The sequence below is a fragment of the Ruminococcus sp. Marseille-P6503 genome (assembly GCF_900604945.1).
GTDB lineage: Bacteria > Bacillota > Clostridia > Oscillospirales > Ruminococcaceae > FB2012.
Genome location: NZ_UWPB01000001.1, coordinates 176952 through 198831 on the forward strand (window position 1 = coordinate 176952; position 21880 = coordinate 198831).

The 21880-nt window shown below is 48.6% G+C and carries 22 protein-coding genes; 15 read left to right on the plus strand and 7 right to left on the minus strand.

All coding sequences use genetic code 11. The features are described 5' to 3' along the window. Nucleotides 1-11: 11 nt before the first annotated feature. The 7 genes from EIH25_RS00805 to EIH25_RS00835 form a co-directional block, all read right to left on the minus strand. A complete protein-coding gene (locus tag EIH25_RS00805; RefSeq protein ID WP_124098035.1) occupies nt 12-1292 on the minus strand; it encodes a dihydroorotase in 1281 nt (426 codons plus the stop codon). Then, nucleotides 1292-1807: a hypothetical protein gene (locus EIH25_RS00810; protein ID WP_124098036.1), complete on the minus strand. Its 516-nt coding sequence runs from the start codon at nt 1805-1807 to the stop codon at nt 1292-1294. Before EIH25_RS00810 ends, EIH25_RS00805 begins: the two co-directional genes overlap by 1 nt. Before the next feature lie 110 nt (nt 1808-1917). Further along, entirely contained in the window at nt 1918-3594 is a 1677-nt protein-coding gene (gene ilvD, locus EIH25_RS00815; protein WP_124098037.1) for a dihydroxy-acid dehydratase, read from the minus strand. An 81-nt stretch (nt 3595-3675) separates the two neighbouring features. Beyond that, nucleotides 3676-4395, minus strand: coding sequence for a hypothetical protein (locus EIH25_RS00820; RefSeq protein WP_124098038.1), 720 nt, complete (start codon nt 4393-4395; stop codon nt 3676-3678). A 164-nt stretch (nt 4396-4559) separates the two neighbouring features. Then, entirely contained in the window at nt 4560-5072 is a 513-nt protein-coding gene (locus EIH25_RS00825; protein WP_124098039.1) for a GNAT family N-acetyltransferase, read from the minus strand. Nucleotide 5073: 1 nt separating this feature from the next. After that, on the minus strand, nt 5074-6027 hold the full coding sequence (locus tag EIH25_RS00830) for an ROK family glucokinase (protein WP_124098040.1): 954 nt from the start codon (nt 6025-6027) through the stop codon (nt 5074-5076). A gap of 89 nt (nt 6028-6116) precedes the next feature. After that, nucleotides 6117-7070, minus strand: a complete 954-nt coding sequence (locus EIH25_RS00835) for a type I phosphomannose isomerase catalytic subunit (RefSeq protein WP_124098041.1) — start codon at nt 7068-7070, stop codon at nt 6117-6119. A gap of 233 nt (nt 7071-7303) precedes the next feature. On the opposite strand from EIH25_RS00835, the gene EIH25_RS00840 reads away from it, so the two are divergent. From EIH25_RS00840 to EIH25_RS00910, 15 genes are all read left to right on the plus strand, one after another. Next, entirely contained in the window at nt 7304-7792 is a 489-nt protein-coding gene (locus EIH25_RS00840; RefSeq protein ID WP_124098042.1) for a GNAT family N-acetyltransferase, read from the plus strand. A gap of 59 nt (nt 7793-7851) precedes the next feature. Beyond that, nucleotides 7852-9195 (plus strand): phosphoglucosamine mutase, encoded by a 1344-nt coding sequence (gene glmM, locus EIH25_RS00845; RefSeq protein WP_124098043.1) that lies wholly within the window; start codon nt 7852-7854, stop codon nt 9193-9195. 233 nt (nt 9196-9428) lie between these two features. Then, nucleotides 9429-10145, plus strand: coding sequence for an NAD(P)H-dependent oxidoreductase (locus EIH25_RS00850; RefSeq protein WP_124098044.1), 717 nt, complete (start codon nt 9429-9431; stop codon nt 10143-10145). 71 nt (nt 10146-10216) lie between these two features. Continuing rightward, a complete protein-coding gene (locus EIH25_RS00855; RefSeq protein WP_124098045.1) occupies nt 10217-11089 on the plus strand; it encodes a class I SAM-dependent methyltransferase in 873 nt (290 codons plus the stop codon). Nucleotides 11090-11137: 48 nt separating this feature from the next. After that, nucleotides 11138-12037: a carbohydrate kinase family protein gene (locus tag EIH25_RS00860; protein WP_124098046.1), complete on the plus strand. Its 900-nt coding sequence runs from the start codon at nt 11138-11140 to the stop codon at nt 12035-12037. A 41-nt stretch (nt 12038-12078) separates the two neighbouring features. Beyond that, nucleotides 12079-12942: an energy-coupling factor transporter ATPase gene (locus tag EIH25_RS00865; protein ID WP_124098047.1), complete on the plus strand. Its 864-nt coding sequence runs from the start codon at nt 12079-12081 to the stop codon at nt 12940-12942. A gap of 22 nt (nt 12943-12964) precedes the next feature. Continuing rightward, nucleotides 12965-13720, plus strand: a complete 756-nt coding sequence (locus EIH25_RS00870) for a hypothetical protein (protein ID WP_124098048.1) — start codon at nt 12965-12967, stop codon at nt 13718-13720. A gap of 120 nt (nt 13721-13840) precedes the next feature. Continuing rightward, on the plus strand, nt 13841-14710 hold the full coding sequence (locus EIH25_RS00875) for an energy-coupling factor transporter ATPase (RefSeq protein WP_124098049.1): 870 nt from the start codon (nt 13841-13843) through the stop codon (nt 14708-14710). Continuing rightward, the gene (locus tag EIH25_RS00880) at nt 14707-15390 is read left to right on the plus strand and encodes a YoaK family protein (protein WP_124098050.1); all 684 of its coding nucleotides are present in this window, start codon (nt 14707-14709) and stop codon (nt 15388-15390) included. Before EIH25_RS00875 ends, EIH25_RS00880 begins: the two co-directional genes overlap by 4 nt. 58 nt (nt 15391-15448) lie before the next feature. Beyond that, on the plus strand, nt 15449-16258 hold the full coding sequence (locus EIH25_RS00885; RefSeq protein WP_124098051.1) for an energy-coupling factor transporter transmembrane component T: 810 nt from the start codon (nt 15449-15451) through the stop codon (nt 16256-16258). 4 nt (nt 16259-16262) lie between these two features. Continuing rightward, nucleotides 16263-16547, plus strand: a complete 285-nt coding sequence (locus EIH25_RS00890; RefSeq protein ID WP_124098052.1) for a hypothetical protein — start codon at nt 16263-16265, stop codon at nt 16545-16547. 1 nt (nt 16548) lies between these two features. Beyond that, complete coding sequence (gene truA / locus EIH25_RS00895; protein ID WP_124098053.1) at nt 16549-17307, plus strand: tRNA pseudouridine(38-40) synthase TruA; 759 nt, start codon at nt 16549-16551, stop codon at nt 17305-17307. Then, nucleotides 17304-18641 (plus strand): DUF5711 family protein, encoded by a 1338-nt coding sequence (locus EIH25_RS00900; RefSeq protein WP_124098054.1) that lies wholly within the window; start codon nt 17304-17306, stop codon nt 18639-18641. Before truA ends, EIH25_RS00900 begins: the two co-directional genes overlap by 4 nt. Before the next feature lie 24 nt (nt 18642-18665). After that, nucleotides 18666-19538, plus strand: a complete 873-nt coding sequence (locus EIH25_RS00905; RefSeq protein WP_124098055.1) for a CvpA family protein — start codon at nt 18666-18668, stop codon at nt 19536-19538. A gap of 41 nt (nt 19539-19579) precedes the next feature. Continuing rightward, the gene (locus tag EIH25_RS00910) at nt 19580-21871 is read left to right on the plus strand and encodes an ATP-dependent Clp protease ATP-binding subunit (protein ID WP_206425670.1); all 2292 of its coding nucleotides are present in this window, start codon (nt 19580-19582) and stop codon (nt 21869-21871) included. Nucleotides 21872-21880 lie beyond the last annotated feature (9 nt).

A 21880-nucleotide genomic window follows, 5' to 3' on the forward strand; every position in this document is an offset into this window, starting at 1 on the left:
TTTCATTAGCTTCAGACAGAGTCCTGAAGCTCGTATACTATTTGCCCTCCGCAGATCGTATAAACGTTTCTGCCTTTTAAGCGTTCGCCCTTAAACACAGTATTTTTGGATTTGGAGCGCAGCTTATCAGGAATAACCTCCCACTCGAGGTCGGGATCAAATATGCAAAGCTCGCAGCTTTCTCCCTCTTTTATCATAACAGGAGGCAGACCGAGAATTTTTCTGGGGTTTACAGACATAAGCCCGGCAATCTTTGAAAGCTCCGCCTTTGAGGTGTGATAAAGCCGCGTCAGCGCGGCGGCAAGGGAGGTCTCAAGTCCAACCACTCCGTTGGGGGCCTTTTCAAAATCAGCCTTCTCTTCAGCCGTATGTGGAGCGTGGTCGGTAATAATGCAGTCTATCGTTCCGTCCAGCAGGGCGTTTTCGATTGCCTGCCTGTCCTTTTCCGTTCTCAGCGGAGGGGACATTCTGTAATCCGCGTCTTTACCGAGCAGCTTTTCTTCCGTAAAGGTAAAGTAATGCGGAGCGGTTTCGCAGGTCACCTTTACTCCGTCCTTTTTGGCGGCTCTTATAATATTTACCGCGCCGTAAGTCGAAACGTGACAGATGTGTATATGCGCTCCGCAGGAAGCCGCCAGAGCTATCTCCCTTGCGGTGATATAATCCTCCGACGCCCTGTCCATACCCTTTACGCCCAGCTTTTGCGATACTTCGCCTTTGTTTATTATTCCGCCGTTTATTATGCTGAGATCCTCGCAGTGCGAAAGCACAGTCATTCCGTTTTCTTTGGACAGCTCCAGAGCCGTTCTCATAAGCTCCGCGTTTTCAACAGGCCGTCCGTCGTCGGTAACAGCGATCGCTCCCGCCTTTTTCAGCGCGTCATAATCGCACAGCTCCCGGCTATGCATACCCTTTGTAATACAAGCCGAGGTGTAAATATTGATACCCGTCCGGCCGCCCTTTTTCAGAATATATTCCGCGGTTTCCGGATTGTCGCAGGCAGGCTTTGTGTTGGGCATCAGCAGAACTCCTGTGAAGCCTCCCGCCTTTGCGGCTTCCGCTCCCGTAAAAATATCTTCCTTGTGAGTAAATCCCGGGTCCCTGAAATGGACGTGCATATCGAACAATCCGGGGAAAGCGATAAGCCTTGCTTTGCAGTCTATAACTCTATCAGCGCCGCGGGATATGCTGCCTATTTCAGTGATTATTCCGTCTTCCGAGAGAATGTCGGTAATTTTGTCAAGTCCCGTCTGAGGGTCTATAGCCCGCACGTTTTTTATTAAAAGCTTCATCAGTTCTTTTCCTCAAATGATTTGCCCTTGGCGTAAAGGTCAAGAGTCTTTTCCGGCATCTCGCAGCTGTAAAGCTTGTTTGAGCCGTTGACAAGGAAGGTGACGGTGCACGGCTTTTCCTTGTCGGCGTCGGTTGCGTCTTCTGAGGCGGACGGATCGTTAAGGTCCGTATAGGATATCTGAGCGAAGAACATATAATCCATGGCTTTGTCAAATTCCGGCGCGTGATTTCCCGGAAGAATAAAAAGCTTGATTTTTCTGGAGTCCTCGTCTACCTTGAAGTATCCCTCCGCGATGACGCTTTCGTCATCGGTGTAAGATATCTTGAATTTGCTGTTTTCGTCAAAGGTCAGCGTAACGTTCTCCTCCTCGTCGTACCAGGCGCCGGAAATAAGCGTTCTTGTATCGCCCTCGGTAGACGGGTGGTTGAGCATATAGCTTCCGACGACAATCGCGCAGATCACAAAAGCTATGAATACAAGCAGCAAAAGGAACTGTACTATTTTCTTTACCATATAAAAATCCGTCCTTTCAGGCGGAAAGCTCCGCCTCGTTGATTTCAGATGATCTCACTGCCCCGTTCAGCAAAAAGCTTTGACGGAACGGGGCGGGTGTGACAGCCGATCTATTTTATTTCAAGGATCGCGCCTCTGTTTGCAGAGGTTACGAGAGAAGCGTATCTGGCGGCATAGCCTGTTTTTATCTTAGGCTCCTTCGGCGTCCAGTTTTTCTTTCTTGCTTCAAGCTCCTCGTCGGAAACCTTGAGCTGAATACTGTTGTTGTTGATGTCGATTGAAATTATATCTCCCTCTTTTACAAAGGCTATAGGACCGCCTACGGCAGCCTCGGGAGAAACATGGCCGATTGCAGCGCCTCTCGTAGCGCCGCTGAAACGTCCGTCGGTAATAAGAGCCACGGTTGAGCCCAGACCCATTCCGGAAATAGCCGACGTCGGATTGAGCATTTCTCTCATGCCCGGACCGCCCTTAGGCCCCTCGTAGCGTATTACGACTACGTCGCCGGCGACGATTTTGCCGCCTCTGATGGCCTCTATAGCGTCCTCCTCACAGTCGAACACTCTTGCGGGGCCCTCGTGAGCCAGCATTTCAGGCGCGACAGCTGAACGCTTTACAACGCAGGTGTCGGGAGCAAGGTTGCCCTTTAGCACCGCGATTCCGCCCGTTTCCGAATACGGATTGTCGATAGGTCTGATGATATCCGGGTTCAGATTTACAGCGCCCTTGATATTCTCGCCTACGGTCTTTCCTGTGCAGGTAACGCATTCCGTGTTGACAAGACCCTTCTTGTTCAGCTCGTTAAGAACGGCGTAAACGCCGCCTGCCTCGTTAAGATCCTCCATATATGTATGTCCGGCGGGGGCAAGATGACAGAGGTTAGGCGTTCTCTTTGAAATTTCGTTTACAAAGTCAAGATCAAGCTCTATTCCGCATTCGTGAGCGATAGCCGGAAGATGAAGCATTGAGTTTGTGGAGCAGCCGAGAGCCATATCCGCGGTGATCGCGTTGATGAAAGCTTCCCTGGTCATTATATCCCTGGGTCTGATATTCTTTCTGTAAAGCTCCATTACCTGCATTCCGGCGTGCTTTGCAAGCTTCAGCCTTTCCGAATATACCGCCGGAATAGTGCCGTTTCCTCTGAGTCCCATTCCAAGAACCTCGGTAAGACAGTTCATTGAGTTTGCCGTATACATACCGGAGCAGCTTCCGCAGGTAGGACAGGCCTTGTTTTCATATTCCTCAACGTCTTCAAGGGTGTATTTTCCGGCGTTGTAAGCTCCTACAGCCTCGAACATACTTGAAAGCGAGGTTTTTCCTCCCTTGACGTGACCGGCAAGCATAGGTCCTCCTGATACGAAGATAGTCGGAACGTTTACTCTGGCCGCCGCCATCAGCAGTCCGGGAACGTTTTTATCGCAGTTAGGCACCATTACCAGCGCGTCAAAGTGATGAGCAAGCGCCATACATTCGGTTGAATCGGCAATAAGGTCGCGGGTAACAAGCGAATATTTCATTCCCTGATGTCCCATAGCGATTCCGTCGCATACAGCGATGGCAGGGAATACTACGGGAGTTCCGCCTGCCATGGCAACGCCCATTTTAACGGCTTCTACTATCTTGTCGATGTTCATATGCCCCGGAACGATCTCGTTATATGAGGAAACTATGCCTACGAGCGGCCTTTCCATTTCCTCCTTGGTCATTCCCAGAGCGTTGAACAGCGATCTCTGCGGAGCCTTGTCAACTTCGCCGCAGAAAAAGTTACAATTTTTACATTCTGACATTCTGATTACCTCTTTTTATAATAATTTGGTTTTAATTCGGAGCAAAGCCCGATGTAAGCTTGGCTTTTCATCGGCGCTAGGTTATAAAATTGTTTCCTTATAGGTTGCCGCCGCTTCGTCAACCGCGGCCATAAGCTTCTTTTCCAACGGAGTTCCCATAACGTCTGGCTTATAGGATACTCCGATGTAGTTGTTCTCCCAGCTCATTCCTCTGTCAAGCGCGTAGAAATAGAGAATATTTCCGCGCAATTTTACCTTGGCTTTAAAATATATTTTTTCTCCTAGGTCTGAAACTTTCAGGAACATAAACGCTTGGTCGGGAACCGAGCCGTTCCTGCAGCTTTCGATCATATCATATATTTCGTTTTCCGGAGCGCTTACGATACAGAAGCAGGGAAGACTGCTGTCATATTCGTTATCTCCGTGTTCTTCGCTGCTGTAGGGCAGATACAGAGCCGAATAATCTACCTCGCCGGCTCCGCTTCTGAAAGGTAGAAAATCCCCGCTGAGCATAAAGGTATATTTCAATTCAATAACCGTGTCGTCTCCGTCATAAAAAATTTCGTTCACAAGTCTTGACGGCTTTGCCGCTGCCGTACCGCTTTCAAGGATACGCTCAGGCGTCCGGGCGGATTTATTTTCCGCCGGCGCGGAAGAACCTCCGACCGCCTTGTCTTTCATTCCAAGAGCATTGTCCATCATTTTTGAAAGGCTGGGAACTGTTCCCGTGTTGCCGTTTTTGTCTACTGCATCGTCAATAGCTTTTGCAGCGCTTTTTAATATTTTGTCAAATAAGCCCATAAGCTTTTGCTCCTTTTTTAAGTATTGTATTGAGCTTTTTGTTAAAATGTCCGCTGAGAATATCAGGAAGCAATACTGCCGGCAGTATTATCACGGACAACCTGCGGTTTTTCTGCTGTCAGGCGTATGCGCGCGGCGGCAAAATTGTAGAGCCGTATGCCTTTTCATGCTTCAGAGCTGAAATAAATCATATTCGGCAGCGTTTTGTCATCGTACGGTTCAGCCAGCGTATCGTTGTGAACGATCTCGCATTTTCCGCCGGAGTATTCCAGCGCTATGCTTTCCCAGAACCTGACCGATCCGATGTTTTTCGGATGACAGCGGATCTCCCAGCTGCCCTTGTGCGTATCCCAGAGATAAAAAGCCAGCTTTTTGCCAAGTCCAAGCTTTCTGTATTTAGGCAGTATGCAGAATTCAGCCACCTGATAATCGGTGCTTTCTCTGTATTCAGCATACGGACAGCTCATTGCAAAGCCTGCAATTTTATTATCCGCGCGGATAAAGTAGGCATAACGCCCGTCCTCCGTCCAGTAATAGTCAAGCCATTCGTAGCCGAAGTTTCCGTTTTCGTCAACGTCCCGTCCGTCATACTGCGAAAACTCATAGTCATACTTTTCAAGCAGGTTCCGGAGAATTTCCTTTTCCTCTTCTTTGACCTTTGTAATTTCAATATTCATATCAGTGCGAAAGCCCCAAGAAAGCCGCCCCGATGATTCCCGCGTCGTTGCCCAGCTCGGCAATTACTATCTCGGTGTTCTTAGCCGAGTTTTTAGTGTAGACCTCCTTTGCCACCAGCTCTTTCAGAGGAAGCAGCAGGGGGTCTCCCTCGTTGCATACGCCTCCGCCGATACACAGAATGTCCGGCTGGAAGGTGTTGATAACGTTTGTGATTCCGCAGGCAAGGTATTTTATATATTTATTGACTACCTCTCTGCCGGCTCTGTCGCCTTCTCTCATGGCGTTGAATGCGGTTCGGGCTGAAATCTTTCCGTCATCCTCGTTCATTTTCCACATGATGGAGCCTTTGTTCTCAAGCATGGCTTCTCTTGTCATTCTCACAAGAGCGGTTGCTGATGAGAAAACCTCAAAGCAGCCGTGCCTGCCGCAGGTGCATTGGGGACCGTTGGGGTCGATAACGGTGTGACCGATCTCTCCGCCTGCGAAGTTGAAGCCGGAATATATTTTGCCGCCGATGATTATTCCGCTGCCTACTCCGGTTCCGAGGGTAATGCATACTGCGTCGTCGGCGCCTTTGGCGGCTCCGGCAATGTATTCGCCGTAGGCCGCGGCATTAGCGTCGTTTTCAACAAAGCAGGGCTTGTCGATAAAGGTTTTCATCATCTCAACGACATGAAAGTCAAGGAAGCCGAGATTGTTGGAATATTCGATAATGCCGTCGGCTGAATTTGCCGTTCCGGGAGTGCCTATCCCTACGCTTTCTATTTCGCTGAGGGTGAGTCCGGCAAGCTCTACGGCTTTCAGGGCTGTTTCAGCCATATCCCTGCAAATCTCCTCAGCGGCTCTGGGAAGATTGGTTTTGCAGGAGGCCTTCGATACGATACTGAACTTTTCGTCGACTACTCCCGCCTTTATATTTGTACCGCCCAAGTCGATACCGATATAATATTTCATTTTTCATTCTCCCTTTTACTTATTGATTATTATTTCAACGGACGGCTAATCAAAAGCCGCGGCGCCGATTATCTGATCCGGGCATATGCTCAGACCTTGGTAAGCACAAACCGGCATTTGCCCTCGACCGCGTATTTACCTGTGCCTGCCGGAATGAAAACGCTGTCGCCCTTCTTGGCTTCTGCAATATCGTCCGCGATTATCTTGGCTTCTCCCTCCAGCATGAGAATGCTGTTGAAGGAGCTTCCGTCAGCTTCAAGCGCCGCCTTGCTTTCTACGTCGACTCGGTATGTCGTAAAGTATTCGCAGGAGGAAAGCAGCTTGATTTTATAGCCGTCCTTTTCTTCAACAGGCGTTTCGGGATACTGCTTTGCAGGACGAAGGGCTGTGACGTCCTTTGCCTTTTCAACGTGCAGCTCTCTCGGATTGCCGTCCTTTCCGACTCTGCCGTAGTCGTAGATACGGTATGTCGTGTTTGAATTCTGCTGGATCTCGGCAATAAGGATACCCTTTCCGATAGCGTGAAGCGTTCCCGCCTCAATGAAGAATACGTCGCCTTTTTTTACCGGAACCGCGTTCGTAACCTCCAGCAGGGTATTGTCCGCGATACGTCGGGCAAACTCTTCCTTCGATATCTCATGCTTGAAGCCGTAAAGCAGCGTTGCGCCGGGGTCGCAGTCTACAACATACCACATCTCGGTTTTTCCGTATTCTCCCTCCACTCTCTGCGCGTACTCGTTGTCGGGATGTACCTGAACCGAAAGATTATCCTTCGCGTCGATAAGCTTGATGAGAATAGGAAAGCTGTCAAATTTCTCACAGTCGGTTCCTAAAACTGACTTTCCGGCTTTTTCAATGTATTCCGCCAGAGTCATACCGGCATATTCGCCGTTAGCTACGATCGAATTTCCGTCCTTATGACAGGAAAGCTCCCAGCTTTCCGCAACTTTGTCGTAATCGCATTCCTTGCCGAAATCATCACGCAGTCTTGTTCCGCCCCAGATATAATCCTTGAAGGCGGGCTTGAGTTTTATAACTGACATTAAAAAATCCTCCATTGCATATTTAATTACATTTAAAAACATTATATCACAGCTGAGATTCAATGTCAACCGATCGGGTATGCGTAACGCAGTATTTTAAGCTTTGCTTTCTGAACCGACAGGGAAAATAAAAAGAAGCTTGTCAGGATAATTTTTGTTTGACTTGCCGTCGTATATATGGTATAATAAAATGTCAAATTGTATTCGTTTTTTGTGAGAGGAGGAGAAGCCTTATGCGGTTTGAGATACAGTCTCAGACGGATAGGACCGCATCGGGAGCCGCGTATGTGCATTATAAGGCGTGGCAGGAAACCTACAGAGGACTTATGCCGGACGAATTTCTGGATTCTCATACTTACGAAAAATGCAGACGGTACGCCGATACGTATCAGAATAAATTTGTCGCCGTTGTAAACGGGCAGGCGGCAGGCTTCGCCGCGTTTCTGCCGGAGCGCAGGGATTTTTGCTCCGCTGAAAGCGCCGGAGAGATCGTAGCCCTGTACGTTTTGAAGAAATATCAGAAAGCCGGAATAGGAAAAGCACTTATGGAAAGCTGTCTGAATAAGATTGAAAAAAGGGAAGTCGTGCTTTTCGTACTGAAGGGAAACGAAAACGCGATAGGCTTTTACCGCCGCATAGGCTTCAGACCCACCGGACGAGAGATGATTCAGCAGGTCGCCGGAGGAGAAATAACCGAGCTTGAAATGCTGCTGAAAAGATAACTGACGCTTGAAAAAGACTGTTTGCAAGGGCTGAAAATCATTAAAAGGAGTAATTTATAATGGGAAGACTATTCGGAACAGACGGAGCAAGGGGAGTTGCGATCACTGAGCTTACCTGTGAAACCGCTATGAATATAGGCAGGGCCGCGGCGCTGGTGCTTGCCAGGGAAACCAACCATACGCCTAAAATTATAATCGGAAAGGACACCAGGATCTCGGGCGACGTGCTTGAAGCCGCGCTTATCGCGGGTATCTGCTCGGTCGGCGCCGACGCTCATATTCTGGGGGTAGTTCCAACTCCGGCGGTAGCTATGCTGGTGCAGAAGTACGAAGCCGACGCGGGCGTCATGATCTCCGCCTCGCACAACAGCGTTGAATTCAACGGAATAAAGCTGTTTTCAGGCTCGGGCTTCAAGCTTTCGGATAAAATTGAGGAGGAGATTGAAGCTCTGATACTGGATACTCCCGAGAAAATGCAGCTGAAAGACGGCTGTGAAATAGGCAGGGTATTTTACGAGCCTAACGCCGAGTGGGATTATGTAAGATATGTTATGAAAACCGTAGACTGTGATTTCAAGGGCATAAAGGTAGCGATCGACTGCGCCAACGGCTCTGCTTCAAGAGTGGCTCCCAAGCTTTTCGAGGGTCTGGGCGCAAGCTGCGTATTTATTCATAACGAGCCGGACGGAACAAATATCAACGAAAACTGCGGCTCTACTCATATTGAAGACCTGCAAAGGATTGTAGTTGAGAAAAAATGCGATCTGGGCTTAGCCTTTGACGGAGACGCTGACAGATGTCTTGCGGTGGACGAAAACGGACAGCTTATAGACGGCGACAAGCTTCTGGCGATATTTTCAAAATTCATGAGGGTTCAGGGAAAATTAAAGTCAAACACCTGCGTAGTAACCGTTATGAGCAATCTGGGCTTTTTCAAGTTCGCGGAAAGCGAGGGTATCAACGCTACCACCACAGCCGTAGGCGACAGATATGTTCTCGAAAGAATGCAGCAGTTCGGCTACAATCTGGGCGGAGAGCAGAGCGGTCATATTATTTTTCTCGACGAAGCGAACACGGGCGACGGCGAGCTTACGGGAGTAAAGCTGCTTGAGGTGCTTAAAAAGACCAAGAAAAAAGCCAGCGAGATAGCCTCCTGCATGGACTGCTATCCTCAGGTGCTTGTAAATGTAAAAATAACCGCCGACAAAAAGGGTATGTGGGAAAAATGCGAGGCGGTTCAGAGCGCGATTCAGACGTACAAGGAAAAGCTGGGCGAAGACGGCAGGATTCTGGTGAGAGAATCCGGTACCGAGCCGCTTGTCCGTGTAATGCTGGAGGGAAAGCGCACAGGCGTTATAACCGAATATGCGAACAACATTGCAAAGCTGATTGAGGAAATGTGATATATGCTTTTGAAGCTCCGCCGTACCGCTTGATTTTACCGTCATATCACACAGATTTAGCGACAGAGATTCGTTCAAGTATACAAATTTTGTTTTAACTAAAAGTTTTTCTGTTCATAGTTGCACGTCCGCGTGCAACTTTTCCCTCTTTTTTGCCTGTTAGCAGAGGGGTATAACGCGCAAAACAAAAATGCACGAAAAAACACAGTATAATAATTTCAGGAGGCGGCGCAATGAAAATCGCTCTTATTCACGGTCAGAATCATAAAGGCTCTACATATCATATAGGAAGGCTTATGGCTGAGAAGCTCGCGGAGGAAAAGGATATTTACGAATTTTTTCTTCCTCGGGATTTCGGGGAATTTTGCCGCGGCTGTACAAACTGTATCGTAAAAAGCGAAAGCCTTTGTCCTCACGCGGAAAAGCTGAAGCCTATTACCGGCGCGATGGATAACGCCGACGTGATAATTCTTACTTCTCCTGTGTATGTCTATCACTGCACAGGTTCAATGAAAGCTTTTCTCGATCACTACGGCTGGAGATGGATAGTACACCGTCCGGAAGAGAAAATGTTCTCGAAAAAGGGGATAGTGATTTCCACCTGTGCCGGAGGCGGCTCAAGATCCGCCAATAAGGATATGAAGGACAGTCTGATATTCTGGGGAGTTCCGAAGGTCTATTCTGTAGGAAAGGCGGTCAGGGCGGTTTCCTGGGACGGCGTAAGCGAAAAGAAAAAGGCTCGTATAGAGTCGGAGTTAAGCAGGATCGCCGCAAGGATAAAAAGCTCCGGCTTCAGACCTGCCGCGGGCTTAAAGGGACGTTTCTTTTTCGGGATTTCCCGTATGATGAACAAAGGCGGCTCATGGAATAAGGCGGATACAGAATACTGGAACGCCAAAGGCTGGACGGAGAAGAAAAGACCGTGGAAACGTCTGGCTCAGCCGAAATAACCATTAGGACGGAGATGCTTCCGTTCGGGTATAGTGAAAAATGATCAAGGATATAACTGAGGGCTGAAAATATGAGGATTGCAGACAAATGGCAGGATTATAAGATAATCGACACGTCGGACGGCGATAAGCTTGAAAGCTGGGGAGGAAAGGTGCTGGTGCGGCCAGATCCGCAGATAATCTGGAAAACGCCCCGCAAAACCGATCTGTGGGATAAGGCGGACGCGGTCTATCACCGCTCCTCGAAGGGAGGCGGCGAATGGGAATACCGCAAAAAGCTGCCTGAAAGCTGGAATATTTCCTACGGAGAGCTTAGCTTTATTATCCGTCCCACTGGCTTCAAGCATACGGGGCTTTTCCCCGAGCAGGCGGTAAACTGGGACTATATGGCGGATAAAATAAAAAAAGCAGGCAGACCGATCAAGGTGCTTAATCTGTTTGCGTATACAGGCGGCGCGACTCTTGCCTGCGCCAACGCGGGAGCGCAGGTTTCCCATGTTGACGCCTCAAAGGGAATGGTTCAGTGGGCAAGGGAAAACGCCGCGGCAAGCGGACTTTCGGACAAGCCTGTACGCTGGCTGGTAGACGACTGCCTTAAATTCGTTCAGCGGGAGATACGCCGCGGAAACCGCTATGACGCGGTGGTAATGGACCCTCCGAGCTACGGCAGAGGTCCGGGCGGAGAGGTCTGGAAGCTGGAGGACTGCATATATGATCTGGTAAAGACCTGCTCCGAAGCGCTTTCGGACAAGCCGCTTTTCTTCCTGCTCAACAGCTATACAACGGGGCTTTCGCCGTCAGTTATGGCTTATATCCTGAACGAGGTCATCACTCCCGGATTCGGAGGAAAGGTGACCGCCGACGAAATAGGACTGCCGGTGGAAAAATCATTAACGGCTCTGCCCTGCGGCTCAACAGCGGTATGGGAGGAACGGCAGATATGACGGACGGGCTTTTTAAAAAGTAAGGCTTTGACTTTCAGAGGTGATAAGATGTCGGATTATATTTATATGTACGGTATGGTCATGTCGACCTACGCATATCTGCTGTGCGGCAATTATCCCGAAGCCGACGGCTATGCTGAAATAAAGGAGAAATATCACCATTTGGGCGGCGAAACGGGAACTGCGGCGGCTATACTTTGCAGTCTGGGGGCGAAGGTAAAGCTCGGCGGCTCCCATTACGGAAATTTAAACAGGGATCTTATTCTCGGCTATTTTGCCGATAAATCCGCTGACCTTTCCGAATTGGTTTATGAGGATTTTGAGGGCGTTGAGGACAGGGTGATCATTGACAAAAGCACCCGAACCTGCTTCGGGGAATTCGGCAGGCATTTCAGCCGTGAAATTCCTTTTTATGAGCCGCCCCGCGAGGAATCGGTGAAAAACGCCGTTTGCGTAGCAGCTGACCCGTTTTTCGGAGACGAGATCGCGCGGCTTTGCGTAAAGCACGATAAGCCCTATGCGACTATCGACTGCGATCACGACAGCTATATGAATGAGCGCTGCGCCGTAAACGCGGTTTCTCACCAGTATCTCGACGGCCATTATCCCGATAAAAGCTATGAGGAGCTTTACAGGCTCTATACTGAAAATACCGACGGACTTGTTATCTTTACTCTCGGGGAAAAGGGCGCGATGTACGGCAGAAAAGGTCGGCAGCCTGAATTCCGCGGCTCGGTGAAGGTCGACGTTGTTTCAACTCTGGGAGCGGGGGACAGCTTCAAGGCAGGCACGGTTTACGGACTTTACAAAGGCTTTGACGACGACAGGCTTGTCAGATTCGCCTGCGCGGCTGCCGGAGCGGCGGTGTCAAGATTCCCTATCCCGCTGCGTCCTCCTGAGCTTGAAGAGGTCGAAAGGCTTATGAAACAGTACGGAGGTAAGCTTTGAGATAAAGCTCAAGTAAATGCAATCGAGAAAAGAGGAACAGAATGAACACATTTTTAAAAGCGGAAAACCTTAATTTTTCATATATAAACGAAATGGAGGAGCCTCCCGTAAAAACCGAGGTGCTTAAAGGAATCAGCCTCGATATAAAAAAAGGCGAGTTTGTGGCTGTCCTTGGGCATAACGGCTCCGGAAAGTCCACTCTTGCAAAGTGCTTCAACGCTATAAATATTCCGGAAAGCGGAGAGGTTGCCGTTGACGGGATGGATACAAGGGACGAAAACAATCTGCTCCCTATACGTCAGCGGGTGGGAATGGTGTTTCAGAATCCCGACAATCAGATAGTCGCTACGATAGTCGAGGAGGACGTGGCGTTTGCTCTGGAAAATATGGGCGTCGAGCCTGCGGAGATACGCAGGAGAGTAGACGAGGCGCTGAAAACCGTTGGTATGTACGAATACCGACGCCACGCTCCCCATAAGCTTTCAGGTGGACAGAAGCAGAGGGTGGCGATCGCCGGAATAATCGCTATGCGTCCCGACTGTATCCTGCTGGACGAGCCTACTGCAATGCTGGACCCTAAGGGCAGGGCGGAGGTCATGAAGACCATAAAAATGCTTAACCGTGAAAACGGAGTTACTATAGTTCTTATCACCCATTATATGGAGGAAGCCGCTCAGGCTGACAGAGTGGTGGTTATCGACGGAGGAGAAATAGTTATGGACAACGTTCCGAAAAAGGTTTTTTCTCAGGTCGAAACGCTTAAAAATCTGGGGCTTGACGTTCCGCAGGTAACGAAGCTTGCTTACGGGCTTAAAAAGGCGGGCTATGATATTTCCACGGAGATAATCTCTGAGGAGGAGTGTGCCGAGGCGGTTGCCCGGCTGATTGTGGAAAGCGGCAGATAAACTGATTCAAGGGGGATATTTTATGTGGATAATTTTGCTGATAATGATTGTTTTCATAGTGCTTGACAGAACCGGGATATTGAAATGCAATACATTGTTTATGAGCGTTTTGTATGTTGTCGGAATACCGCTGCTGCTGTGCGGCTATCTGGCGGTGGTTATTTCGGGAATAATAAACATGGTGGCGGATTTTTCACTGTCAAGATGTATGATTCTGGCGGTTAATATTATGCTTGCGCTGCCAATGATTATTATGATGTCTTATATTCTTGTGAAAATCTGCCGTGCGCCTATTGACAGAACGCGTTTTAACGGCAGCGATGAGGATTACAATATTGCCTGCATGAAACGACAGCGCAGTCTTTTGTGGATAGCCTATCCAATTTTCTGGATAAGCGCGGTTATTGCGCTGGGAACGGGAGTGCATATTTTTATGACGGCTGTCGGCGCGTCAATCATAACTATGAATCCTTTTTTCTGGTTTATATGCATATGTACCTTTGGACTGACTCTGGTATGCTATGTGATTTTGGTTGTCGGCTATATGTCCTCGTCAATTATATTCTTCCTGCTTTTCGGAACATTGACCGCGGTATTTATGATTATCACAGTCGCAATGACCGTTACCGCATTGTACAGAATGAGAGGGCTTTCCGGATATTCCAAGTTGAAAAACGTTCTTTTGGCAGTATCTATGCTGGTGCCGGTGTGGAGTCTTGTTTCCATGATAGAGATCAGTATGAAAATGCGCGATCTGGGAAAAAAGAGGCTTATGTGAATCCGGATTAACATAACAGGGGAGTTTAACACCCTGCATTCAAACAATTTTCTTGAAATCTACACAAATGTATGATATAATAATACGAATAATCGTATTAGACAAAAGGAAAGTAAAAGTATGGCAGTAATCAGAACTGAGAATTTATCATATGTCTACGGCGAAGGAACGCCTTTCCGCAAGGTTGCTGTGGACGATGTCAGCATAGAGATAGACGAGGGAGAGCTTGTGGGAGTTATCGGTCACACAGGCTCAGGAAAGTCTACCCTTATTCAGCATTTCAACGGACTTCTCAAGCCCTCCTCAGGTAAGCTTTTTATTGACGGGGAGGAGCTGTGGGCTGATAAATCGAGGCTAAGGCCTATAAGGTTTAAGGTGGGACTTGTTTTTCAGTATCCTGAATATCAGCTTTTCGAGGAGACCTGCTATAAGGATATAGCGTTCGGACCTAAAAATATGGGGCTTTCGGACGCTGATATCGACCGCAGGGTAAAGGAGACCGCAAGGCTTGTAGGACTTTCGCCAGAGATACTTGACAAATCTCCGTTCGAGCTATCAGGCGGTCAGAAAAGGCGCGTGGCGATAGCCGGAGTTATGGCTATGGAGCCGAAGGCACTTATTCTCGACGAGCCTACCTCGGGACTTGATCCCAAGGGCAGGGAGCAGATACTCGGGCTTATAAGGGAGTATCATCAGGAGAAGAAGAATACGGTAATGCTTGTTTCCCATTCAATGGAGGACGTCGCAAAGCACTGCTCTAAGATACTGGTGATGAATTCGGCTAAGGTATTCTGCTACGATACGCCGGTAAATGTATTTCACCGTTCGCGGGAGCTGGAGGAAATGGGTCTGTCGGTTCCGCAGATAACAAGGGTATTCAACAGGCTCAAGGCTATGGGTTACGATTTCGGGGAGGACGTTTATACTGTGGATTTCGGCAGAAAGCTGCTTTTGCGGGAATTGTCAGGCGGGAAGAAGATGAGCGAATGACAGGCGTGAAAAGACAGATGTCGGAAACCTATACGGTCGCGGCACTGCTTGCTTCGGCAGGAGGCTTTCTCGACGCTTACAGCTATGTTTGCAGGGATCGGGTCTTTGCCAACGCTCAGACCGGCAATATAGTGCTGCTGGGGATCTCGGCATTCAGCAGGAATTGGCTGGGAATGCTCAGATACCTTGTTCCGATAATAATGTTCGCTCTGGGCGTAGTCATGGCTGAATGGATAAGAAAACGCTTCGCGGCTTCCCGTTTCCACTGGAGGCAGTATATAATACTGATTGAAGCCGCTGTGCTTTCGGCGGCGGCGTTTATTCCCGCGGGGAAATACAATATCGCGGCGAATATAATGATATCCTTCGTATGCTCGCTTCAGGTGCAAAGCTTCAGAAAGGTTCATTCCATAAGCTTTGCCACGACTATGTGTACGGGAAATCTGCGGACGGCGACCGAGAGCGTTTTCAGGTACAGAAGCACCGGCGAAAAGGAATATCTTGTAAACGGACTGAAAATTTACGGAATTATTTTATTTTTTATAGCCGGAGTAATTGCAGGAGCGGCGGTTACGGAGCTTTTGAGCAACTTTGCCGTGCTTTTCGCCGTCGGACTGCTGGCGGCGGTATTCGTTCTTATGTTTATTGACAGCGAAAAAACGGGAATTCTAAATAGATAAGAGGATAAAAGACCTGTAAAAGCAGGTTTTTCAATGTGCGTTTAAGGAGGATGTACCTTTGTTAAAGGATATCACTATAGGACAGTATTTTCCGGGAAATTCACCCGTTCACAGAATGGATCCGCGGGTAAAGCTTGTGCTTACCATGGCCTTTATAGTAATGCTTTTTATGTCGTCCAGCTTTTACGGACTGCTGGTCGGTATCCTGTATACGCTTACGGCTTTCGCGGTTTCGGGGATTCCGTTCAAGATGATGTATAAAAGCCTGAAGCCTATAGTTCCCATAATAATTTTTACTGCGCTGCTCAATCTGCTTTTTGTCAGAACCGGAGACGTGCTGTGGCAGTTCAAATTTATAAAGATCACTGAGCAGGGCGTTCATACGGCTGTGTTTATGGTGGTAAGAATCGTTTGTCTTATCATCGGAACATCGCTTCTGACCTATACGGCTTCTCCTATTGAGCTGACCGACGCTATAGAGCGGCTGCTTTCGCCGCTGAAAAAGATCAGGGTTCCGGTTCACGAGCTTGCTATGATGATGACTATCGCGCTCAGGTTTATTCCTACGCTTATCGAGGAAACCGACAAGATAATGTCGGCTCAGAAGGCCAGAGGCGCGGATATGGAAAGCGGTTCGGTGATCCAGAGGGCTAAGGCGCTTATACCTATACTTATTCCGCTTTTTGTTTCCTCCTTCAGGAGAGCCGAGGAGCTGGCGCTGGCGATGGAATGCCGCTGCTATCACGGCGGAGAGGGAAGAACAAGAATGAAGCAGATGAAGACCGGCTCTGTGGATTATGCGGCTATAGCGGTAACCGCGGCTTTTATCGGGGCGGTAATTCTTATAAATATATTTGTGAAGGGGTAGTGCAATGAGCTTTCTGACAGATATGGATCAGAACGACAGGCTGTCAAGGCTTGAAAGCAGGCTGCGCAGACTTGAGGGAAGAAACGGTAAGGGGGAAGATCAGATGTCAAGACTTATCAAGGAGCTGGTAGGCATGGAGTGTACCATCGACGGCGATGATTTTTTCAACAGCAGATGTACTGTTATCGACGCCGACGACGAGTGGATAAAGGTTACTGTTCACGACAAGAAAAAGGATTATACCAAAATCGTGAGAATTGATACGATAGATAATATTACGCTTGACTGATATGAAAAATTTTTTAGTAAAAATGGCGTATAACGGCGCGGCTTATCACGGGTTTCAGCGGCAGAACAACGCTGTCGCCGTTCAGCAGGTAGTCGAGGAGGCGATAGAATCGCTGACCGGAAAGCGGGCTTCGATAAACGGCTGTTCCAGAACCGACGCCGGAGTTCACGCGAGAGAGTATTATTTCAGCTTTGAAACAGATTCCGGAATAAACTGCCGGGGGCTTATATTCGGTCTGAACGACAGGCTTCCGGACGATATCGCTATCCTTGACTGCCGAGAGGCGCCGCTGGATTTTCACGCAAGGTTCTGCTGCCGGGGCAAGGAATACAGGTATCTTGTCCATAACAGCGAAATAAAGGATCCTTTCTATAAGGATACCGTATACAGAAGCTGGTTTCCGATAGACGCTCAAAAGCTTGACAGGGCTGCCAAGGCTTTTGTCGGCGAGCATGATTTCAAGGCCTTCTGCTCCGCGGAATGCGATAAAGAAAATACGGTAAGGAAAATATACCGCTTCGACGTAAGGCGCAGCGGCGATATTGTGGAGTTTATCGTAGCGGGCAGCGGATTTCTTTATAATATGGTCAGAATTATGGTCGGAACGCTGCTTTATATAAACGAGGGAAAGATCGCGGAGAATGCCATACCGGCTCTGATTGAAGCAAGGGACAGGACGAAAGCGGGCATAACGGCGCCTCCGCAGGGTCTGTATCTTAATAAGGTTTTTTATGATGATAAAGGATTTGACTTAACGTGAAAAGAAATGAAAACGAAAACCCAAGGACGGCTTTCGTCGGCGGTGAAGCCGCAGACGGCAAGGACGAAAGCAGGCCGATAGAGGTAAGCTCAGGCGAGGAAGCCGAAGCCACAGAAAAAAAGATACGCGGAAAGCGCGGCGGAGCCAAGAGTGAAAATACTATCGACATGGAGGATCTCAGGCTGGCGAGAAAAAAAGAAAAACGCCGCCGGATACTGAAAAAAACAATAATTATTCTTATTATTCTGCTGCTTGGGCTGGCGGTTTATATTACCAGGGAGCTTTGGGTTCCGAAGCTGGAGGGAATCCTGGAAAGACCTCACGACACTATCGTAAACGACGGAGTAGCTCAGTCGGGAAATTTTCCTATAGCGCTCAGCGGAGGATCGGTAAATATTATCGACCGTATGGATAACAATATTATAATAGCCGACGACAGCAGGATATGCTTTTACGACGGCGGCGGAAAGCTGAGGAATACCGTATATCACAATTTCGGCAATCCCATGATAAAAACCGCTGGAAAGCGTCTGCTTGCGTTTGATAACGGCGGATATACCTTCAGGCTGTACAACAAGAGCGGAGAGGTATATGAAAAAAGTATTGAGGACCAGATAATTTACGCCACGCTTGCCGGAAACGGAAACGCGGCGATCGTTACTCAGACTGAAAAATACGTCGCCTGCATGACGGTGTACGATTCAAACGGAACTGAGATCTATAGGTGGAGCTGCGGTCAGAGGATCATGGACATAAGCTTTACCGACGACGGGGCAGGCTGCTATGTAAGCGCCTTCGCTTCGGAGGACGGAGAGATATTTTCACAGATACACTACGTTGAGTTTGACAAGACCGACGAGCTTATGAAAAGCGAAAAGCTGGATTCGCTTGTGTTCGGAGCCTGTGAAAACAAAGGCGGCAGAATATGGGCTGCCGGCGACGAAAGGTTTTATCTGCTTGACAAAAAGGGAAAAATAATCGACAGCTACGAATATACCGCCGATATGATATCATATTCCTTAAGTGAGGAATGCGCGGCGGTTTCCGTAAGCGGAATGACCCGCGGAGTTTCTCAGCTTGCGGTTTTCGACTGCGATTCGGACAATGCTCAGCCCGCGCTTGTCAGGTCTGAAAAGGGAACGCCTGAAAAGGTCAGCTGTATTGACGGAGGGATATATCTGCTCAGCTCGGAAGCGCTGGACGCTTATGACGTCAACGGAAATCTTATAGCTACCGCGGCGGTTTCTTCCGACAACACGGATTTTGTTTATTACAGCGACGCCGTTTATCTTATGGGATACCGTGAGGTGAACAAGATCGTATTCGAGTCGTAGGATATTGCGGAAAGGAATAAACTGATGGCTTTCGCTCTTGATATAGGAGTTATTTTCATATTTACAGTTTCCGCGGCGATAGGCTACTGCCGGGGCTTTGCAAGATACGCGCTTAAAATGCTGGGGACGATAGTATGCGTTGTCCTTGCTTTTATTGCGTCGGATCTCTTATCGACGCCGGTATATGAAAGCTTTGTACAGCCGAGGATAGAGCAGAAAATAAGCGAGGACCTTGAAAAATTCAGCATTGAGGATACGGTAAGGGATTACCTTGAAAAAAACGGCTTGGAAACTAAGCTTTCCGACGAGCAGCTCAGAGAGGCGCTTTCCGGCAGCGGAAGTATTCCGCAGTCGGTCGCAAGGGCTGCCGAGGACGGCGGTGCGGACGAAGCTCAGGCAAAGCGAATTGAGGAGGAGCTTGATTCCTTTTTTGAGGACGGCTTCGCGCGGGAGGTCTGCAAGAGGCTGGGAATAGAGAATACGGACGAGATGTCAGGGCTTTCCAAGGGCTTTGTTTACGACACTGTAAGGGCGCTGGCTTCCGGGGACAGCTCGGAGGGAGCAGGATATATTGCCGAAACGGCGGCGCCGCTGATACGGACTGTTGTGAAATATATACTGTTTGTAATAATTCTGATCGCCGCGGAGTCGGTACTGGCAATAATTTTCGCCGTTGCCGGAATTTTTGACAGAATACCCGCGGCAAACGGAATAAACAGATTTCTGGGGCTGCTGGCGGGAATGATAAAGGGCGCGCTGTATATTCTGCTGATAGGATTTATCTGCTCCGCCGTTATCAGGATCAGCGGGGATTACCCCGGACATTTTCCGCTTAATACTGAGTTAATAAACAAAACGTATATTTTCAGATATATATTCTATATTTTCTATAAATAAAAAAACGGACCTTCAAGGTCGGGGAAAGGAACAGATGAAGTATGTTGATGTGTTCACGCTGCAAAAAAAGACCGGCTGTTGTGTTTATCTCACAGATGAATACCGCCGATTCCAGTCAGAAGCATAGCGAGGGGCTTTGCCTTGTATGCGCCAAAGAGCTGGGAATTTCGCAGGTAGACGATTATATGAAGTCAATGGGAATAAGCGAGGAAGAGGTTCAGGCAATGTCCGACCAGCTTATGGAGCTTACTGACGGCAACGATTTTGAGCTGGGCGGAAGCGGAACAATGCCAAGCTTTTTAAGCAGCCTTTTCGGAGGGGGAGTTCCGTCTGAGGGACAGACCTCCGGCGCTCCGGCGGAACCGGGAAAAAGCCGCCCGGCGTCCTCCAAAAGCGCCGACGCCAAGGGGGAAAAGAAAAAGAAGCTGAAATTCCTGACTAATTACTGCACCAATCTTACCGAAAGAGCCAGAGAGGGAAAGCTGGACAATATTGTCGGCAGAGATAAGGAGATTTCCAGAGTTATTCATATTCTTTCGCGCAGACAGAAAAACAACCCCTGTCTTATCGGAGAGCCGGGCGTGGGAAAAACTGCCGTTGCGGAAGGCATAGCTCAGAAAATTGTCAGCGGCGACGTTCCGTTTCACATTAAGGATAAGGAAATCTATCTGCTTGACCTGACGGCACTTGTTGCCGGCACTCAGTTCAGGGGACAGTTTGAAAGCCGCTGCAAGGGTCTTGTGGAAGAGGTAAAGAACGAGGGTAACGTTATTCTTTTTATAGACGAGGTTCACAATCTGGTGGGAACCGGCGACAGCGAGGGAACGATGAACGCCGCCAACATACTTAAGCCGGCGCTTTCCAGGGGCGAGGTTCAGGTAATAGGAGCCACTACCTTCAAGGAATACCGAAAGTATATCGAGAAGGATTCCGCTCTTGAAAGACGTTTTCAGCCGGTTACCGTTTCGGAGCCTACCGTAGAGGATACTGTAAAGGTTCTTGAGGGGATCGCAAAGTATTATGAAAGGCACCACAGAGTAAGGATTTCAGATGAAATGCTGAGAAAATGCGCCGTTTTGTCGGAGAGATACATCAACGACAGGTTTCTGCCGGACAAGGCGATAGACCTGCTTGACGAAGCGTGCGCCGTTGCAAGTATAAGAAGTCCGGAGCTTGAGGAATTTGACGAGCTTAACTCGGATCTTCATACGCTTGAGAAGCTTGTTTCCGATTACGAGGCTTCCGAAAATCCTGACTATGAGATAATTGCCACTGAAAAAGCCGAGATACTGCGTATTCAGAACAGGCTTAAAGAGGTTGAGGAAATTATAAAGAACATTCAGGTGACAGACGGGGATATTTCCAAGGTAATAGAGCTCTGGACGGGTATTCCCGCGAACAAGATAGTAGAAACTGAATATGAGAAGATACGCAATCTTAAAAAAGCCCTGTCTGCCAGAGTAATCGGACAGGAAGAGGCGGTTGACAAGGTAGCGAAGGCTATAAAACGGACGAGGGTTCAGCTTACAAAGCGCCGCAGACCTGCGTCGTTTATATTTGTAGGTCCGACGGGAGTGGGAAAAACGGAGCTGGTAAAGGCTCTCGGTGAGGAGCTTTTCGACGCGACCGAACCGCTTATACGGGTAGATATGTCGGAATTCATGGAGAAGCATTCGGTTTCAAAGCTTATAGGCTCGCCTCCGGGATATGTAGGCTTTGACGAAGCGGGACAGCTTACCGAGAAGGTAAGGCGGCGTCCTTATTCTGTAGTGCTTTTTGACGAGATCGAAAAGGCTCACCCGGACGTTATGAATATAATGCTTCAGATACTTGACGAGGGAAAAATACGGGATTCTCAGGGACGTTCGGTTTCCTTTGAAAATACCGTTATAGTTATGACGTCGAATGCCGGTTCTTCTGATAAGGATACTGGAGTGGGCTTTAACAAGACCGACGCCGAGGTATCGCATGAAAAAGCGATAAAGGCTCTGAGAGAGTTTCTGCGTCCTGAGTTTCTGGGAAGAGTGGACGAGATCGTCGTATTCAATCCGCTTACGGAGGACAATTACGCGGATATTGCCGCTCTTATGCTGGACGAGATGAAGGAGCCGCTGGAGGAAAAGGGAGTAAGGCTGGCTTACGACAGAGAGGCTTTGAAGCTTATTGCGCGTAAGGCTTACGGCAAAAAGCTTGGAGCGAGAGATATACGTCATGTTATCAGGGACGAGATAGAGGACAAGGTCGCCGAGGTCCTTATTGACAGAGGCGAAGGCTCGGTAACCGCTCTGGGTATAACGGTCAAGGACGGGGAATTATCTGTTGACGCCGTCTGATAAACAGCT

Coding starts and splice junctions, on each gene's coding strand:
- EIH25_RS00805 (WP_124098035.1), bottom strand. CDS start 1,292: ATGAAGCTTTTAATAAAAAACGTGCGGGCTATAGACCCTCAGACGGGA.
- EIH25_RS00810 (WP_124098036.1), bottom strand. CDS start 1,807: ATGGTAAAGAAAATAGTACAGTTCCTTTTGCTGCTTGTATTCATAGCT.
- ilvD (WP_124098037.1), bottom strand. CDS start 3,594: ATGTCAGAATGTAAAAATTGTAACTTTTTCTGCGGCGAAGTTGACAAG.
- EIH25_RS00820 (WP_124098038.1), bottom strand. CDS start 4,395: ATGGGCTTATTTGACAAAATATTAAAAAGCGCTGCAAAAGCTATTGAC.
- EIH25_RS00825 (WP_124098039.1), bottom strand. CDS start 5,072: ATGAATATTGAAATTACAAAGGTCAAAGAAGAGGAAAAGGAAATTCTC.
- EIH25_RS00830 (WP_124098040.1), bottom strand. CDS start 6,027: ATGAAATATTATATCGGTATCGACTTGGGCGGTACAAATATAAAGGCG.
- EIH25_RS00835 (WP_124098041.1), bottom strand. CDS start 7,070: ATGTCAGTTATAAAACTCAAGCCCGCCTTCAAGGATTATATCTGGGGC.
- EIH25_RS00840 (WP_124098042.1), top strand. CDS start 7,304: ATGCGGTTTGAGATACAGTCTCAGACGGATAGGACCGCATCGGGAGCC.
- glmM (WP_124098043.1), top strand. CDS start 7,852: ATGGGAAGACTATTCGGAACAGACGGAGCAAGGGGAGTTGCGATCACT.
- EIH25_RS00850 (WP_124098044.1), top strand. CDS start 9,429: ATGAAAATCGCTCTTATTCACGGTCAGAATCATAAAGGCTCTACATAT.
- EIH25_RS00855 (WP_124098045.1), top strand. CDS start 10,217: ATGAGGATTGCAGACAAATGGCAGGATTATAAGATAATCGACACGTCG.
- EIH25_RS00860 (WP_124098046.1), top strand. CDS start 11,138: ATGTCGGATTATATTTATATGTACGGTATGGTCATGTCGACCTACGCA.
- EIH25_RS00865 (WP_124098047.1), top strand. CDS start 12,079: ATGAACACATTTTTAAAAGCGGAAAACCTTAATTTTTCATATATAAAC.
- EIH25_RS00870 (WP_124098048.1), top strand. CDS start 12,965: ATGTGGATAATTTTGCTGATAATGATTGTTTTCATAGTGCTTGACAGA.
- EIH25_RS00875 (WP_124098049.1), top strand. CDS start 13,841: ATGGCAGTAATCAGAACTGAGAATTTATCATATGTCTACGGCGAAGGA.
- EIH25_RS00880 (WP_124098050.1), top strand. CDS start 14,707: ATGACAGGCGTGAAAAGACAGATGTCGGAAACCTATACGGTCGCGGCA.
- EIH25_RS00890 (WP_124098052.1), top strand. CDS start 16,263: ATGAGCTTTCTGACAGATATGGATCAGAACGACAGGCTGTCAAGGCTT.
- truA (WP_124098053.1), top strand. CDS start 16,549: ATGAAAAATTTTTTAGTAAAAATGGCGTATAACGGCGCGGCTTATCAC.
- EIH25_RS00905 (WP_124098055.1), top strand. CDS start 18,666: ATGGCTTTCGCTCTTGATATAGGAGTTATTTTCATATTTACAGTTTCC.
- EIH25_RS00910 (WP_206425670.1), top strand. CDS start 19,580: ATGTTGATGTGTTCACGCTGCAAAAAAAGACCGGCTGTTGTGTTTATC.